Here is a 16,002-nt window from a genome sequence, read left to right as displayed (position 1 = left end):
AACGCTCATATGGCCTGCTCAGCCGAGTGCTTGGATGGACTTCCGCATGGCCATGGCGAACTCCCGGGGTGTGTTGATGGCGATCCAGGCGACGGTCTCCGCACCGCGCTCCAGCGTGTAGAACGCCGCCTTTCGGTGCGGTTCGTCGACATGCTGGACGAGCGTAGCCTCACGGTCCGGGTGTCCCAAGACTTGAATTTTCCGACCGAACTGGTGACTCCAAAAATACGCCGGTTCCGCGTCCATATGCACCGGGTTCTTTCCCAGCAGGGCACGCGCCACGCTGCGTCCTTGACGTTGCGCATTGGTCCAGTCCTCGCACCGACGAGCACCTGCACCGATCAAGCCCCATGCCGAAACATCGCCGATGGCGCGCACGCCCGACACGGGAGAACCGGACGTATCCAGTACGGTTCCCTCGTCGTCGCAGCGAACTCCGTCGGCCACGTCCAGCCCCGATCCCGCCAACCAGGCGGTCGCGGGGCGCGTGCCGACCGCGCTGACCACGAGGTCAGCCGATAGCTCAGCGGAATCTGTCACGACGCGCCAGCCGCCGCTTTGCTTGAGGACGCCTTCGACACGCGAGCCCAGGTGCAGTGAGACTCCCGCATCCCGGATCCACGCTGCGGCCTCGGCCCCGAGGTGCCCGCAGAGGAAGCGGTCCAGGGGGTTGTCGGTCAGGTCGACGAGACTGACCTGGGCGCCAGCCAGAGTGAGGCTGGACGCCAGCTCGGTGCCGATCGTGCCCGCTCCGAGGATCACGATCCTGCGCTCTGCGGCGACCGAGTCACGGATCCGGCGCGCATCCGCTGCTGTGCGCAACTGCGCTACCCCGGCCGGCTCACCGGGCAGACGCACCGGCACCGAACCGGTGGCGATGACGATCTGCTCCGCCGCCAGAGCACTTTCCGACCCGTCTTCGAACTCGACGCGCACCGTCGAGGAGGCCACATCCAGTGCGGTGGCCCTCCCCCGCACCAATTCGCAGCCGTCGTGCCACCACGGTGCACCCGGTGACTCGGCGGAGTCAGCGAGGAATTCCTTGGACAGCGGCGGCCGATCATAGGGCGCGTCCGGGTCCTGGTCCACGACCAGGACCCGGCCTTCGAAGCCGTCTTCGCGCAGCTGCGCGACGAACGCACCGGAGGCTACCGACGCCCCGACCACCAGCACATCACCGGTAAGGGTCATCGGTTCACGTTTCCTCGATCTTGACGGCGCGCTCCGGGCAGTTCGCTTCGGCGCGACGGATGCTCTCCGGCAGCTCGGCGGCCTCGGCCAACCCATCCGGGACGAACGCATAGCCCTCGTCGTCGAAGTCGAACGCCTCGGGCGCGAAGGCCATGCAGCGCGCGTGCCCTTGACACCTGCTCGAGTCAACCGAAATGCGGTACATGTCGATCACTTTCCAATCTGGAGCGTCAGCGGGCCGACGCCGTGCCACGGCTCACTCGGGTCCGCCAGCGAGAACTCGGGAACGACCTCGAGGAATTCTTCGAGCGCGACGATGAGTTCCTGCCGACCGAGGTTCGATCCGAGGCAGCGATGGATCCCGCCTCCGAACGCGAGGTGCCGGTTGTTCTGGCGGCCGATCTGGATCTCGTCGGGGTCGTCGTAGACCTCGGGGTCGCGGTTGCCGGCGCCGAAGACGAGAACGAGCCGGTCGCCGGCCTTGATCTCCTGCCCGGAGAGCTCGGTGTCCTTCTTGCAAGTGCGGGCCATACCCTGCACCGGCGAGAGCGTGCGGAGGAATTCCTCTGCGGCCGTGGGGATCTCGTCCGGGTTTTCGCGCAGCACGCGCTGTGCTTCCGGGTTCTGCGCGAGGTACCACAGGCTGGAGCGGATCGCCCACGCGGTCGTGTCCAGACCCGCTAGGAACAGCAGGTAGCAGTAGGACAGCAGCTCGTCGTGGGTGAGCTTGCGTCCCTGGATCTCGGCCTGTTGGAGAACGCCGATGAGGTCGTCGGCCGGCTCTTCGTCCGCACGGGAGGTGAGCAGATCGTCGAAGTAGTCGATGACCTCTCTCCCCGCGTTCCACGCGCGTTCCGGGTTGTCGGTGCGCTCGTAGATGATGTCGTCGATCCAACGGTCGAACTTCGGCCAGTCCTTCTCCGGAAACCCGGCCAGCCGACTGAAGATGATGGTCGGCATCGGACGCGCGAAAGCGTGCGAGGCGTCGACCACCTCCTGATCGGCGACCTCCTGCGCTAGTTCGCGCGACGTGTGACGCATGCCGTCACCGAGCTTGGCGATCGCCTTCGGCGTGAACAGCGGCAGCAGGACCTTGCGGTAGTCGGTGTGGTCCGGCGGATCGATGTCGATCGGGATCAGCGGCATGTCGGTGCCGAAGGCCGGCATCAGCATCGACGGAGCTACCGCGAAGGTGTCGGGATCCTGCTCGGCGGCGAAGATGTCCTCGCTCTTGGTGACATACCAGAAGCCGCCGTGCTTCTCACTCTTGCCGACCGGGCATTGCTCACGGAGTTGCTTGTAGGTGTCGAAGACGTTGTCGAGCGCCGGCCCGTGGTAGTCGAACTCCCGCCCGGCGGTCACGTTCTCGGACATGGAAACCTTCCTAAACTGTGGTGCGGAATTCGGCGGCCCTCTGCACGAACTGCGTGAAGAGACCGGCGTGCTGGTCGTTGGTCGAGGCGAGATTCTCGGGATGCCACTGAACCCCGACGAGGTCGGCGTCGGCGGCCTCGACGGCTTCGATCACGTCGCCGCAGACGGCGGTCACTTGAAGTCCTGCGCCCAGGTCCTTCACAGCTTGGTGGTGGTAGCTGTTGACCTTGACCTCGCCCGCGTCCCCGAACATGGCCGCCAGGGAGCTGCCGCTGGCGACCGTGATGGCGTGGCTCATGTTCGTCGGCGGGTTTTCCTGCCAGTGCGACTGCTCGTCTTCGATCTGTTGCAGGAGCGTCCCGCCACGCAGCACGTTCACCAGCTGTAGACCTCGGCAAATCGCCAGGATCGGCATGCCCAGCGCTATTGCCTCCTGATACAGCGCCGTTTCGAACGCATCCCGGTCCTTGCGGATCCCGTAGACGGCTTCGTCCGGTTCCTCGCCGTACAGCGACGGATCGAGGTCACCTCCACCGGTGAGCAGGAGACCGTCCATTCTGGACAGCATTCCCGGCGCGGGTGTCTGCGACACCGGCATGATCACCGGCTGGCCACCCGCAGCGTAAACCGCGTTGGTGTAATCGGCTCCCAGCTTGGTGCAGTCGCGGTCACCAAACGCGGTTCCCAGCACCTCGATGGCCGCGGACACGGCAATGAGCGGACGTTCCATGTCAGTAGACCGTCCACCCGCCGTCGACGAACAGCGTCGTGCCGGTGATCCAGCTCGCCTTGTCGCCGCCGAGGAAGGACACGGCGTTCGCGACATCTTCTGGCTGACCGATCCGGCCGATCGGCGTGCGCTCCAGCAGCCAGTCCTTCACCTCAGGATTGCCGAGAACGTCGCGGGTGAACGGCGTCTCGATGAACCCGGGCGCGACGGCGTTGACCCGCACCTTGGAGGAGGCGCACTCCACGGCCAGCGCGCGCGTCAGCTGCAGCAGGGCTCCCTTGGAGGCGTTGTAGTGCACCTGCGGGTGCCCGCTGCTGGAGATCACGATGTGTGCCTCGACCGAGGTGATGTTCACAATCGCCGCGGTCGCGTCCCCGCCGCGCTGCTGCACACCATCCCGCAGCAGCGGCATCGCGGCCTGGCTCATCAGGAACGGCCCGGTGGAGTTCACCGCGAAGACCTGGTCCCACTCCTGCTGGGGAAGATCCTCGAAGTTGCTCGACCGGACGATGCCGGCGTTGTTGACCAGCAGGTCGAGCCGTCCGAACTCGTTCTCGATCACGCGGACCGCCTCCCGCACCGATCCCTGGTCGGCGACGTCAGCGCTGATCGGCACAGCTCCGGGGTATTCCGCGGCGACCTCTTTGACCGACTCCGGCGCGATGTCCAGCAGTGCCACGCGGGCACCTTCGGCCAGCAGTGTCTCCGCGATCGCCCTGCCGTTGCCGGAGCCGGCGCCGGTGACAGCCGCGAAACGTCCTTCATGAGTGAGCATGGAAATCCCTTCGAACTCAGCAGAAACTCGATCGTGGATCAGGTGTGCTCCAGGTACCGCGCGATCTCCCACTCGGTCACCGCCGCGCCGAACTTCTTCAATTCCCAGCGGCGGGTCGACACGAAGTGGTCGACGAAGCGCTCGCCGAGCAGTTTCCGGGCGAGGATGCTCGCTTCGAGCTTGTCCGCCGCGTCCCCGAGGTTCGCGGGGAGCAGCGGAGCCTGCCCGGCAGGCAAGGCGTAGGCGTTGCCCTCGATCGGCGGCGGCGGGGTGAGGTTCTGCTCGATCCCGTCGAGCCCGGCGGCCAGGTTCGCGGCGAGCACGAGGTGGGGGTTCGCGTCGGCGCCTGCCACGCGGTTTTCGACCCGGGCGGCGGGCCCCGCCCCCGGAATCGAGCGGATGGCGACCGTCCGGTTGTCGAAGCCCCAGGTGGAGCTCGATCCGGCCCACTCGCCACCCTCGGTCCGTTTGTACGAGTTGATGTTGGGCAGGAACAGGGCGGTGAGATCCGAGGCGTGCTCGACGAGCCCGGCAAGATAGCTGCTACCGATGTCGCTGAGCCGCGTCGGGTCGTCCGCATTGGCGAAGGCCGCAGTACCGTCCTTGTTCAGCAGGCTCTGGTGCACGTGCCCGGACGAACCGGCCCAACCGGGATTCACCTTGGCGATGAACGAGGCCGTGAAACCGTTGCGGGCGGCGAGCTCCTTCACCGCGTGCTTGAGCAGCATCGCGTTGTCCGCGGCCCGCAGCGCGTCCGAGTAGTGAATGTTCACCTCGAACTGGCCGGGACCGTGCTCGCTGTTGCTCGCCTCGATCTTGATGCCGTACTCGGCGAGCTGGCGGCGCACCTCACCGATGACGAACTCGGTGCCCGTGTCGCGGTACACGCTGTAGGTGTGGTTGCCGTCCGAGACCGTTTCGAGGTCGCGCCACTGCCGGGCCGCGAGCTCACGCGGACTGCCGCGGAACAGAAAGAACTCGAACTCGTACGCGGCCTGCGCGTCGAAACCCAGTGATTCGGCTCGCGACACCACCGACTTCAGCACCGTACGCGGGGACAGCTCCATGGGCTGGCCGTCGCGCTCGTAGATGTCGCAGATGACCGAGGCCGTGCCCGGCTCCCACGGCACAACGGCGAGCGTCGACAGGTCGGGCTTCAAGTTGATGTCCGGGTATCCGGTGTGCCATCCGGTGTAAGCCAGGTCGGGGATCGGTTCGTCCTGGATGTCCCATCCGAACAGGATGTTGCAGATGAACGTCCCTTTTTCGCTGACGCCGTCGATGAAGTGGTCGCTGGAGACGCGCTTGCCGCGCCAGACGCCGTCCAGGTCGACCGCACCGATCTTGAACGTGTGGATCCCGTTCTCCGCAGCGAATTCCTCAAGCCGTTCGCGGTCTACCGATGCCTCGCTCGATGCCATGATGTCCTCACTTACCCATATCGGCTTTCCGGTGACCGTAAGCGCGGTCACAGTGGTGGTCCATGTTCACGGTGCACATGCCGCCCGAAGCTGAAGAGGCACGTCGCACGTGGTCAACGCACTCCGGTGATGTGTGCGCCGAACACCGCTCGGGACGTCAGTCGACCACCAGCGCCTCCTTCAGAGATGCCGCCTCCAGTCCGGTGGCCACCGGCGACCGCGGAGTTCGTCAGCAACCCGCCGTGGGTGTTGACGCCGAGTGCGAGGCTGGCGTCGTCCGCACCTGCCTGGCGCCAGCCTTGTTGGCCAGCGCGACCACGTACGGCAGGGTCACGTTCGTCCGCGCGCACGTGGGCGTGTTGGGCACGGACCCTGGAATGTTGGCCACGCAGTAGAACACCGAGTCTCGCCCGCGGCCCACACCTCGTCTGCCGTGTCGAGGATCCACGCCCCAGCGGCTCGGTACTCGGCTGTCGCTGATGGAGGAACCGACGCCGGGTCCGGCCTGCACGGACACCTCGTGTCCGTTGATCACGAGCTCGTGCACGCCTGCCGGGGTGATCGCCACGCAGTACTCGTGGTTTTTGACCTCTGCGGGTACGCCGACCTTCATGAATTCTCCTGGCTGTCCGGCTGAACGCCATCGCGTCATCACGCTGATGTTGAGAAACGACGCTAGGCCGTCGAGGCGAAATCGTCTGTGTTCACAGTGCACATGCCTTCCCGGCGCGCAGGGCATGACGCACGTTGTTGTGTCAGGACCCGGTCCCGAGCATGGAAAGACCCGCTCAACCATGCTCTCCGCTACCACGGCGGGTGGGCCCGTCAGACGAAGGCAGGAACCACGAGTGTCCGCTGTGAACACTGTCATCAATCCCGCCACGGAAGAGCCGATCATCGAATTCGCCAGCTTCAACGCCGCTGACGCCGAGACCGCGGGGACCCGGGCGGTCGAGGCGCAGCGCGCTTGGGTCGGGCTACCGATGTCCGTCCGGCGGGAGGCCATGAACGCGATCGCCGGAGTTGTCGAGTCGCACGTGGACGAGCTCGCGCGGCTGGAGGCTCTGGGATCGGCCGCGAACTCGGACTGGCCGCCATCGACGGCTACACCGAGCTGAAGAACATCTACATCTCGACCGGCGCCTGATCACAGGCGCCAGGACTGCCGGCGGAGAGTGCACATGACCTACGTGATCACCCGGAGCTGCTGCAACGACGCGACCTGCGTGACAGTCTGCCCCGTCAACTGCATCCACCCCACACCGGACGAACCGGACTACGCGACCGCGGAGATGCTTTACATCGACCCCGACACCTGCATCGACTGCGGTGCCTGCGTCGACGTGTGCCCTGTGGAGGCCATCACCCCGGACTTCGACCTCACCGAGAATGCCGAGCGCTACCTCGACATCAACGCGCGCTACTTCCGCGATCCGGCCCACCAGGGTTATCCGGAGACCCAGTACCAGAAGCGCAAGCCGGCGGTCGAGGTCTCCGAACCCGAACCGCTGCGCATCGCCATCGTGGGGTCCGGCCCCGCGGCCTGCTACGCGGCCGAGGAACTGCTCAGCCGCAAGGGGCTGCAGGCCGAAGTCCACATGTTCGAGCGACTGCCCACTCCGTGGGGGCTGGTGCGCCACGGCGTCGCGCCGGATCACCAGGACACCAAAGAGATCACCCGCCAGTTCACCGGCACAGCCCGGCGCAAGAACCTCGACCTGCACCTCAACGTCGACATCGGCGAGCACCTCAGCCACGACGAGCTGCTCACCCACCACCACGCCGTGCTCTACGCCGTCGGCGCCGCGACGGACCGCTCGCTGGGCGTCCCGGGCGAGGAACTGCCGGGCAGCCACTCCGCGACAGAGTTCGTCGCCTGGTACAACGGCCACCCTGACTTCGCCGACCGCACCTTCGACCTCTCCGGCGAACGCGCGGTGATCGTCGGCAACGGCAACGTCGCCCTCGACGTCGCCCGCATCCTCGCGAGCGACGTCGACCGGCTCGCCCGCACCGACATCGCCGACCACGCACTCGAAGCACTGGCCTCCAGCAATATCTCCGAGGTTCTCGTCCTCGGCAGACGTGGCCCGGCGCAAGCGGCGTTCACGACACCCGAACTCCTCGGGCTCGCCGACACGGACGACTTCGATGTCGTCGTCGATCCTGCGGATGCCGCGCTCGACCCGGTCAGCGCCGCTGCCCTGAGCCCACACGACATCGGTGTGTTCAAGACCGAGGTCCTCGCCGAACTCGCCAGACAGCCGTCCGGACGCGGTGACAAGCGAGTCGAGCTGAGGTTCCTGACCTCACCGGTGGAGATCCTCGGGGACGACCGCGTCCGTGGCATTCGAGTGGTCCGCAACGCGCTCGCCGATTCCTCCGGACGTCTGGTCGCGCAGCCAACCGGCGACGTCACCGAGCTGAACTGCGGGCTGGTGCTGCGTTCCATCGGATATCGCGGACGACCACTGCCGGGACTGCCGTTCGACGCCGACAAGGGCACGCTGCCCAACAACCGGGGGCGGGTCGTCGATCCGGCGACCGGAGACCCGCTCGCCGGCGTCTACGCCGCCGGGTGGATCAAGCGCGGACCGTCCGGGGTGATCGGCACCAACAAGAAGTGCGCCGAGGACACCGTTCAGGCCTTGCTGGACGACTACGAGGCAGGGCGCCTGAAGTCCCCGGAGCACGACGCCGAAGCGCTCCGCACGCTGCTGACCGAGCGACGGCCCGAGGCGCTCGACTACGCGGCGTGGGAATCGATCGACCGCCACGAGAAGAAGACCGCCAAACCGCAGCGTCGGCCGCGGGTCAAGCTGACCTCCTCCACCGACTTGCTCGCGGTCGCCGCGGGCGATCGGGAAACGACGAGGTGAGACCACCGCACGGTCCGTGGTCGCAGACACTGATCTGCGATCCCGGACGGGTTGGGCGCTGTTTCCTAGGCGAGCAGCGCATCAGCGAACGCAGGTGACCGCCGTGAGTGTTTTTGGGTGCTATGGCACCCACAAACACTCACGGGTGTTCTTCCGACACGCGAAGGTGGCCATCGGCAGGCGTCCCACCAGCATCGGTTGCGGCGTCGGCCAGGTGTGACCCGGACACGACCAGCGGATCGTGGCGGGAGAGCTACCGGCCAGACCGCACCCGCGCTGACGGGCACCCGGGCAACACCAGCACCAAAGACAGCAGGCACACCACACCGTGGTGACAAGACCATGCTGGACCAAGGTGACCAACTCGTGTTGTTCCCAGAACTCCACGACCGTTCGGGAGATCACCGGACCAGTCCGGCTCCGGATGACGTGACCAATAATGGCCACTCACCCTAGGAACGGTACGGCAACGATGGGCTCAGAGGGCCCAGTCGACTGACTCGCCGTGTTCCAGGGCGTTGATCGATCGCGGGCGCGCATGCCCGCTCGCCCCACCACAACTCGTTGAGCACCCGTGGCTCGACGACCACCCGCAAATCCACATCGTGTTCCGGCTCCCCGACGCAGTCCCGTGCCGCACTGTCGCCGGCATGGATCCAGCCGCTCGTGAGTTTGCTGCCGGGGAACCAGGAGCGCCGCCCGTAGGTGTGGCCGACGAAGTCACCATCGCCGCCCGGCAGCTGAACGGCATCCGGCGAAGCTAACCAATGAACCGCTACCCGCCAGCCAGGCCACGAGCTCGGGTCCTGCGCAAGATGTGTTCTCACGCGCCGCACCTACCGCCTCGCGGGCGGTGATCTCCCTCAAGCACGTCCCGACTCTGACACACGCCCACACGCAAGTCGACCCAAAACACTCAATTAGCGCAATTTGGACTTCGCGGATGAGTTCCCGGTCACACCCCTGAGGACGGGCACCATCCAGCCACCCTAATCGGCCGGCACATGCAGCGGTTCGCGGCCGATCAGCTCCACCGCGAACGCGAACACCTGCCCCCGATCGCCGCGAGAGGCGTACCCGGCAAGCAATCCATCGTTACCCAGAACACCTGCCATGCGGTCGTGCGCAACACCCGGCGGCTGCTGCGTGCGGCACTGGAATCCGGCAAGGCCCAGCGGTTCGGCCTGAATCGAGCGTTCATCACCGCTATGTCGCCGGCTGGCACCATGGTCCGCCGAACACGGCCGCCGTTTCCCGATGGGGTCGCCCGCGCGCCGGCCGACGAGGCCAACCGGCGGAAGCTGACCGACGCCTACGACCCGTTCGACTGCCGCATGCGGGATGTATGGGAGGCGATCATCATCACCGGTCGGCGCTACGGCGAGGTGCTCAAGCTCGTAGTCGCTCCGGTGATCGAGGACCATCCCCGCGTGCGCGGGGCCGACAGCTTGCGTGCTGAAGATGCCGGATGGCTCACTCCCAGAACTGATTAAGAGGTGGGGTGGCTCCTACCCACGGCTAAAGCCGGGGATCTCCGCCACCCACACAAGATGATCCTCGAACCCGTCTTCGAGGCGGACTTCAAGCCGGTCTCCTATGGCTTCCGCCCCAACAGGCGGGCACAGGACGCGATCGCCGAGATCCACCTGCTGGGTTCCCGCACCCACGAGTGGGTGCTCGAAGTTGACATCAAGGCGTGCTTCGACGAAATCTCACATCCGTCCTTAATGGACAGGATACGGAAACGCGTCGGGGACAAACGTGTTCTGTCGCTGTTCAAGGCGTTCCTGAAAGCTGGCGTCCTTTCTGAGGGCGACATCCTCAGGGACACTCGCGTGCCTGATTCTGGCGGACATGAACAGCAGTTCTTCTCTAACGTGCGACGAGCCGCCACCCATCAAGTGTCCTGCGATCCGGATGCGTGGCGGCCTCTGCCGCCACACGACATCGTCCCGGACCAAGCCTTTTAGCTTGGCTGTGCAGGGTTGTGACTGCTGATGCCTTCTGTGACTATTGTCCCCAGTCTCTCGCCCGACCGAGTGACAACCGTCAAGAGCGCCTCCCGTTATCGTTAGTTCGATGTCAGCGCGAGGTTCGGCCGCCCCCCACGAGCTAACGTGGCAAGTGATTTTACACCAAGCTGCCGCCCCGGTAGCGGTGCTCGACCTCGAGGGATACTTCGTTTACGCCAACCCAGCGGTATGCGACCTCCTCGGTTACGGCCTTGCCGATCTCCTCGGCCGCCCAGCGCGGGATTTCACGCATCCAGATGACCCCGCACTGGACCGTGACCTTGTCAACAACATGATCGCAAACGGGTTTGACAAGCTACGCTCAGAAAAGCGCGGTGTGCGATCCGACAGCCAAACAATTTGGCTGCTCATCAGCAACGCAGTCATCAGAGACTCAAATGGCGAACCGCAGTTTGTCCTGTCGCAATACCAGGACATCACCAGTCGACGCTCGGCCGAGCTGCGCTGGCAGAAAACTTTCGCCAACGCCCCGATCGGCTTGGCCGCGCTCGATCTCACCGGGCGTTGGCTGGAGGTCAACGATCGGTTGTGCGACATGGTCGGATACTCCGCAGAAGAAATGCTGACCATGCGCTTCACCGACCTCACCTATTCAGACGACAAGTCTGGGACGGATCTCCTTGCGGACCTGACCGCCGGCCGACTCGAAACCGCCTGCCTAGAGAAGCGCTACCGACACAAGGCTGGATACCCGATCTGGGTCCTCATCCGGGTCAGTGTCATTCCGGGGGCCGACGGCCGTCCGGCCTACCTGGTCTCGCAGTACGAAGCAATCGGCGAAAGACAAATGCAGGACCGTCACATGGCACACATGGCCCTGCACGACCCGTTGACCGGGCTCGCTAACCGGGCCCTGCTGATGGACCGGCTCGACCAGGCGCTCGCGGCACTCCCCCAGCATGGCGGCGTCTTGACCGTGCTACTGGCGGACCTCAATGAGCTCAAACCGGTCAACGACAGCTACGGCCACGCCGTCGGTGATCAACTCCTGATCACCGCGGCAAATGAGCTGTTCAAAGCCGTCCCACCGGGCGACACGGTGGCCCGGCTTGGCGGAGACGAGTTCGTCGTACTCACCTGGACATCGAACCTGCGCGAGGCCAAAAAGCTCCGCGACGACCTGGCGCAACGTTTGGTAGCTGACATCGTCGTAGCAGGTCACGAAATAAAGTTGAGCGCCAGCGTAGGACTCGCCACCGCCCGGGATGCTGCCACACCAGCCTCTGACTTGTTGCACAACGCAGACCTCGACATGTACACCTACAAACGCGCCGGCCGCGCGTAGCCGGGTGATGATGTGCCCCGCGTTTTCCGGACGCGTGCCAAATGACTTTATCAGGCGGCTTCCTGAATCGCCTGTAAGTGTTTGGGGTGGCCGGCCCGGGGCTGGCTGACAGGATCGGTGGTCGTCGCGACGACCGGTGTGACTCGTGAATCGCTTTGCCTGTTCGAGTGCACTTCCCGGGATCTGTCAACTGGTTGTGGTGGCGACGCCGGCCCGGTCTGCTTCGGTGGCTTGATGAGAACCCTGCCCGATCCCGTTGCCGCGGGATCGTGGCCCGTTACAGGCCTGCCTCGAAGTTCTCCTTCCGGGCCGACGCCGACCAACGACGTCGGTGTCGGGTTGTCGGGAACGGTCACCCCGGCGAACAGCGTCCTGACCTGCTCAGCGGACGGTTGGATCCACAGCTTCGCCTCGCGTCGACCGCGGGGTCGGTTCACCTCGTCGATCGGGCATTCCACGACCCGGCCGGTCAGGTTGTGGATCTCCACCTTGTGCCGCAACTCGAGGAACTCGAGGAACTCGAGGAACCCGAAGCAGATCTTGATCGCCTGCGCCCGCGCCATCCGGGTGTTGGGCGGCACCGCCCGCACGCCGTGCCGAAATAGCCGTCCACGTTGGACGGTTGCAGGTCCCACAACGGCCGGCCGAACCAGGCACGCACCTGCTCCAGATGGCAGACATCCGAACGGATCGTGTTATCGGTCAACCCGGCGGCCGAGCGGGCCAACACGAACCCGGCGAACACATCGGTCTCGAATCGCGCGATCTTCTCCGGGCCCAACGGCTCGCGCATCTCGCGCAGATCCCGCACGCCCGCCAGCCCCACGAGGAAACCAACCGAGGACCGTCCAAGATCCTTGACACACCTCAGAACCTTGATACACCTCAGACACCGCCAGCCCGCAGCGGCGCTGGCCGCGCGGCAGTGACTGCCGTGCAGAACGATCGCGCCGTAGGCGGGTCGATCGGCTTCCGGCCGGATCACCCGATGTCATCAGGAGATCCGGCGGAACAGGGCGGCCAGCGCCTGGCCGCCACCGATGCACATGGTGACCACACCGAGCTCCAAGTCACGACGGACGAGATCCTTGGCCACCCGGAGCGACAGGATCGCGCCAGTGGCGCCGACCGGATGGCCCAGCGCGATCGCACCGCCGTACGGGTTGACCTTCTCCGGGTCCAGCTTGGCGTCCCGGATCACCGCCACCGCCTGGGCGGCGAACGCCTCGTTGAGCTCGATCGTGTCGATAGCACCCGGGGCCGTACCGGTCTGGGCGAAAAGCTTGTGCAGCGCCATCACAGGCGCATAGCCCATCAACTCCGGCTCCATCGCCGCAGTCGTCACCGCCTCCAGACTCACCAGCCCGGTCAGTCCCCGCTCCGCGGCCACCGCCTCGCGGGCCAGCACAACAGCCGCGCCACCGTCGTTGATCCCTGACGCGTTCCCCGCCGTGACCGTGCCGCCGGCCTGAAACGCCGACCGCAATCCGGCCAGCACCTCCAAGGTGGTGTCCGGTTTCGGATGCTCATCCTCGGTCACCGTGACGGGCCTGCGGCCATTGATCTCGACCGGGGTGATCTCCTCGGCGAACGCCGCCCTCGCTGCCTCCGAAGCGGCCCGCTGCTGCGAGGTCAGCGCGAACTCGTCCTGCGCCAGGCGGGACACGTCGTACTTCCTGGCGACGATCTCGGCCGTCACGCCCATGTGGATGTCATCGAAAGGGTCGGTCAGCATCATCACCGTGCCGTCCACCAGCTCGCGGTTCCCGAGCCGATACCCGGCCCGAGCGCCGAAGTCGTAGAAGGGCATCCGGCTCATCGACTCATTGCCACCCGCCAGCGCGACGTCCACCCCGCCCCAGCGCATCTGCATCGCCGCAGACCAGATCGCCTGCAACCCCGACCCGCACAACCGGTTCACCGTGTACGCCGGAGCACTCTTCGGCAGTCCCGCCGCGATCGCCACCCGGCGGGCGTTGTAAGCGTCCGGCCCCACCTGGCCGATACAGCCCATCACCACCTCGTCGACGTCTCCGGGCTCCAGTCCCGCCCGCTGCAGCGCCGCCCGCGCCGCCACCGCACCCAGCTCATGCGCCGCCACGTCCTTCAGCACGCCACCGAAGCTGCCCACCGGCGTCCGCGCCCCGTCCAGCAGCACGATCCTGTCCTGGTTCATCTCAACCCCATCCCTGGGCTACTGGGGTCGTCATTAGCCGACCTCCCTCAGCTATGGAGTTACGTCGTGCGACCTCGCGCCGCACAAACGAACTCATTCCCCTCCTGAAACCGAGATCAGGAGAAGCATCTGTTCCGCAAGCGACTTACTCTCGTCACTCACTTTGGTCCCGCACCCGTGATGGGGGGCGGGTTGCCAGCGCTCCCATCGAGAAGGGCAATGCGATCGGGCAATTCGGCGGCAACCCGGTGAAGCACGTCTCCCACCATCGTGGTCAGCAGAGGCTCCTCGTCGGGGGTCCAGTAGGAGAGCTGCGGGCTCCCTGAAGATGTAGCTGGCAACATTGCCGACTCCATTCTGACGTCACTTCGGCCCGTCCCCCCGAATCGCCTTCTCAACCAGGCATGGCGGGCGCGAGGACCGCTGAGGCACGTCCCTTCACCACGACCGTCTCTCCTTTGGCCGCGACGACGGCGAGCCGCGCGATCTCACGGCCGTCGTCGCCGGACACCACGTCGGCGACCTCACCCGTCAGCGTGATCGTGTCGCCGACCAGGACGGGCGCGACGAAGCGGACCTCGAACTCGGCGAGCCGCTCGACCCCGCACCAGTCTGCGATCCACGCAGCGACGATCCCCGCCGTCATCTGCCCCATCGCTATGGGGGCATCGAAGCCCGCGCGCCTGGCCAGCTCTGTGTCGTAGTGGAGGGGGTTGAAGTCACCGCACGCCCCGGCGAACCGCAGAACGTCAGCCTGAGTGAGGGGTCCGACGACCCGCGCGGGCAGCTCCTGTCCCGCTTCCACGACCAACGCCCCGCTCACGTGCTCGGCCTCTCGATCACGACGTTTTCCTCCGTCACGACGACCTGCCCGGTGGCATCGACGAAGTCGGTCTCCAACGTCAGCACCCGCAAGTCGCCACCCGATCCCGGCTTCCGCTCGTCCTTCACCAAGCGTCGTGTTCCGACGATCACGTCGCCGACGACCATCGGGCGCCGGTAGGTCCAGCGGACGGAGCCCACCACCACGCGCTCGATGTTGAGTCCAAGCTGGGCGACCCACTCGCGCTGGTTGCGAAAGTGCAGGCTCACGACGGCGTACGTGGGGGTTGCGACGACGTCAACGTGGCCCCTGGCCACGGCGGCGCCCCGATCGGTGTAGACGGGATCCACGGCGAAGGTCGACCGCGCGAACTCGCGAACCTTGCCCCGCTCCACGTCGAACGACACGACATCGACCACGCGTTCCAGAACGACTCCTTGAATACGGTCTGACCAGAAATTTGGGCGTGTCAGCCCAGGGCAGACGGTCTGAATCCGCTGACGAGCGGCCCTGCGCCTGAGCCAGGCTCATTCGGCAGAGACGTCGATCTCGTCCCGGTCCTCGACGAGCTTGATGGCCGAGGCGTACGCGTGCACGTGCTTGCTCATCCGGCGGGCGGCAGAAACCTCGTCCTGGTCCCTGATCGCCTTGGTGATCGCCTCGTGCGCCCGAGCGGTCGCTTTGCGGATGCTGTCATCGACAAAGCTCCGGTTCTCGGTCGAGAGGTAGATCGCCCTGGAGAGCGCCGACATGAAGCCGACGAGAAGGTCGTTGTGACTGGCCTCGGCGACCCCGACGTGCCAGTCGACGTTGGCCTGCAAGAAGCCCGACAGCGAGTCCGCAGAACGCGCCATCGCGGCATTCGCCGCCTCGATGCGCTCGAGATCGGCGTCCGTGCGCCGCTTCGCAGCCAGCCGCGCGAGCATCGGCTCGAGCGCCTCGCGAGTCTCCAGCAGCGTTTCCCTGCGGATCCGGCGACCCTGAATGAACATGCTCACCGTGCTGGCGACCGACTCTTCGCCCGGGAGGCTGACGAACGCACCACCGGCTCGCCCGGTCTTGAGCCTGACGAATCCCTGTGCCTCCAGGATGCGCAGTGCCTCGCGCACCGTGGTCCGGCTCATCTGTGCCTGCTCGACAAGGTCTCGCTCCGGCGGTAGGGCCGTGTGCTCAGGGAAGTCCCCGGCGAGGATGCGCTCGCGTAGGGTGTCCGCCAGGACGTCGGAGGCCTTGGGGACTTCGATGTGGGGCAGCCGTACGAATTTCCGGACCGTCGCTGCCCCGCTGTCCGTGTTGCGTTCCTGTGACATCTGAA

At 65.9% G+C, this 16,002-nt stretch carries 17 protein-coding genes; 5 read left to right on the top strand and 12 right to left on the bottom strand.

What is annotated here, in order from left to right; translation table 11 throughout:
• Nucleotides 1-18: 18 nt before the first annotated feature.
• The 7 genes from DL519_RS06215 to DL519_RS49715 form a co-directional block, all read right to left on the bottom strand.
• Complete coding sequence (locus tag DL519_RS06215) at nt 19-1,191, bottom strand: NAD(P)/FAD-dependent oxidoreductase (protein ID WP_190813262.1); 1,173 nt, start codon at nt 1,189-1,191, stop codon at nt 19-21.
• Between the two features lie 4 nt (nt 1,192-1,195).
• Nucleotides 1,196-1,396, bottom strand: coding sequence for a ferredoxin (locus DL519_RS06210; RefSeq protein WP_190813261.1), 201 nt, complete (start codon nt 1,394-1,396; stop codon nt 1,196-1,198).
• 5 nt (nt 1,397-1,401) lie between these two features.
• Entirely contained in the window at nt 1,402-2,565 is a 1,164-nt protein-coding gene (locus tag DL519_RS06205) for a cytochrome P450 (protein WP_190813260.1), read from the bottom strand.
• 10 nt (nt 2,566-2,575) lie between these two features.
• The gene (locus DL519_RS06200; RefSeq protein ID WP_223838504.1) at nt 2,576-3,295 is read right to left on the bottom strand and encodes a gamma-glutamyl-gamma-aminobutyrate hydrolase family protein; all 720 of its coding nucleotides are present in this window, start codon (nt 3,293-3,295) and stop codon (nt 2,576-2,578) included.
• A gap of 1 nt (nt 3,296) precedes the next feature.
• On the bottom strand, nt 3,297-4,070 hold the full coding sequence (locus DL519_RS06195; RefSeq protein ID WP_190813259.1) for an SDR family NAD(P)-dependent oxidoreductase: 774 nt from the start codon (nt 4,068-4,070) through the stop codon (nt 3,297-3,299).
• 38 nt (nt 4,071-4,108) lie between these two features.
• The gene (locus DL519_RS06190) at nt 4,109-5,491 is read right to left on the bottom strand and encodes a glutamine synthetase family protein (protein ID WP_190813258.1); all 1,383 of its coding nucleotides are present in this window, start codon (nt 5,489-5,491) and stop codon (nt 4,109-4,111) included.
• 229 nt (nt 5,492-5,720) lie between these two features.
• Nucleotides 5,721-6,104 (bottom strand): hypothetical protein, encoded by a 384-nt coding sequence (locus DL519_RS49715; protein WP_397544929.1) that lies wholly within the window; start codon nt 6,102-6,104, stop codon nt 5,721-5,723.
• A 235-nt stretch (nt 6,105-6,339) separates the two neighbouring features.
• Here DL519_RS49715 and DL519_RS06180 point away from each other — a divergent pair, with 235 nt between their 5' ends.
• From DL519_RS06180 to DL519_RS06160, 5 genes are all read left to right on the top strand, one after another.
• Complete coding sequence (locus DL519_RS06180) at nt 6,340-6,609, top strand: aldehyde dehydrogenase family protein (RefSeq protein ID WP_223838503.1); 270 nt, start codon at nt 6,340-6,342, stop codon at nt 6,607-6,609.
• Between the two features lie 63 nt (nt 6,610-6,672).
• Nucleotides 6,673-8,370, top strand: coding sequence for an FAD-dependent oxidoreductase (locus DL519_RS06175; protein WP_190813257.1), 1,698 nt, complete (start codon nt 6,673-6,675; stop codon nt 8,368-8,370).
• Between the two features lie 1,004 nt (nt 8,371-9,374).
• Nucleotides 9,375-9,863 (top strand): hypothetical protein, encoded by a 489-nt coding sequence (locus DL519_RS06170; protein ID WP_190813256.1) that lies wholly within the window; start codon nt 9,375-9,377, stop codon nt 9,861-9,863.
• A 57-nt stretch (nt 9,864-9,920) separates the two neighbouring features.
• Nucleotides 9,921-10,340 carry a reverse transcriptase domain-containing protein gene (locus DL519_RS06165; RefSeq protein ID WP_190813255.1) on the top strand — a complete coding sequence of 140 codons (420 nt, stop codon included), beginning with the start codon at nt 9,921-9,923 and terminating at the stop codon, nt 10,338-10,340.
• Between the two features lie 109 nt (nt 10,341-10,449).
• Nucleotides 10,450-11,688, top strand: a complete 1,239-nt coding sequence (locus DL519_RS06160; protein WP_190813254.1) for a sensor domain-containing diguanylate cyclase — start codon at nt 10,450-10,452, stop codon at nt 11,686-11,688.
• A gap of 50 nt (nt 11,689-11,738) precedes the next feature.
• Here the strand turns inward: DL519_RS06160 and DL519_RS45780 are convergent, their stop codons facing one another.
• The 5 genes from DL519_RS45780 to DL519_RS06135 all read right to left on the bottom strand — a co-directional run bounded on the left by DL519_RS45780 (nt 11,739) and on the right by DL519_RS06135 (nt 15,997).
• Nucleotides 11,739-12,269 carry a hypothetical protein gene (locus tag DL519_RS45780; RefSeq protein WP_223838502.1) on the bottom strand — a complete coding sequence of 177 codons (531 nt, stop codon included), beginning with the start codon at nt 12,267-12,269 and terminating at the stop codon, nt 11,739-11,741.
• A 413-nt stretch (nt 12,270-12,682) separates the two neighbouring features.
• The gene (locus DL519_RS06150) at nt 12,683-13,864 is read right to left on the bottom strand and encodes a thiolase family protein (RefSeq protein ID WP_190813253.1); all 1,182 of its coding nucleotides are present in this window, start codon (nt 13,862-13,864) and stop codon (nt 12,683-12,685) included.
• Nucleotides 13,865-14,258: 394 nt separating this feature from the next.
• Entirely contained in the window at nt 14,259-14,687 is a 429-nt protein-coding gene (locus DL519_RS06145) for a MaoC family dehydratase (protein WP_223838501.1), read from the bottom strand.
• Nucleotides 14,684-15,106: an FAS1-like dehydratase domain-containing protein gene (locus tag DL519_RS06140; protein ID WP_190813252.1), complete on the bottom strand. Its 423-nt coding sequence runs from the start codon at nt 15,104-15,106 to the stop codon at nt 14,684-14,686. The genes DL519_RS06145 and DL519_RS06140 overlap by 4 nt, the downstream gene beginning before the upstream one ends.
• 108 nt (nt 15,107-15,214) lie before the next feature.
• Nucleotides 15,215-15,997 (bottom strand): FadR/GntR family transcriptional regulator, encoded by a 783-nt coding sequence (locus tag DL519_RS06135; protein ID WP_190813251.1) that lies wholly within the window; start codon nt 15,995-15,997, stop codon nt 15,215-15,217.
• Between the last annotated feature and the right edge of the window lie 5 nt (nt 15,998-16,002).

Origin of the sequence: Saccharopolyspora pogona, from assembly GCF_014697215.1 — a bacterium.
Classification (GTDB): Bacteria; Actinomycetota; Actinomycetes; order Mycobacteriales; family Pseudonocardiaceae; genus Saccharopolyspora; species Saccharopolyspora hattusasensis.
The sequence above is the reverse complement of the archived record's forward strand: the minus strand, read 5'-3'. Positions and strand labels throughout refer to the sequence as shown.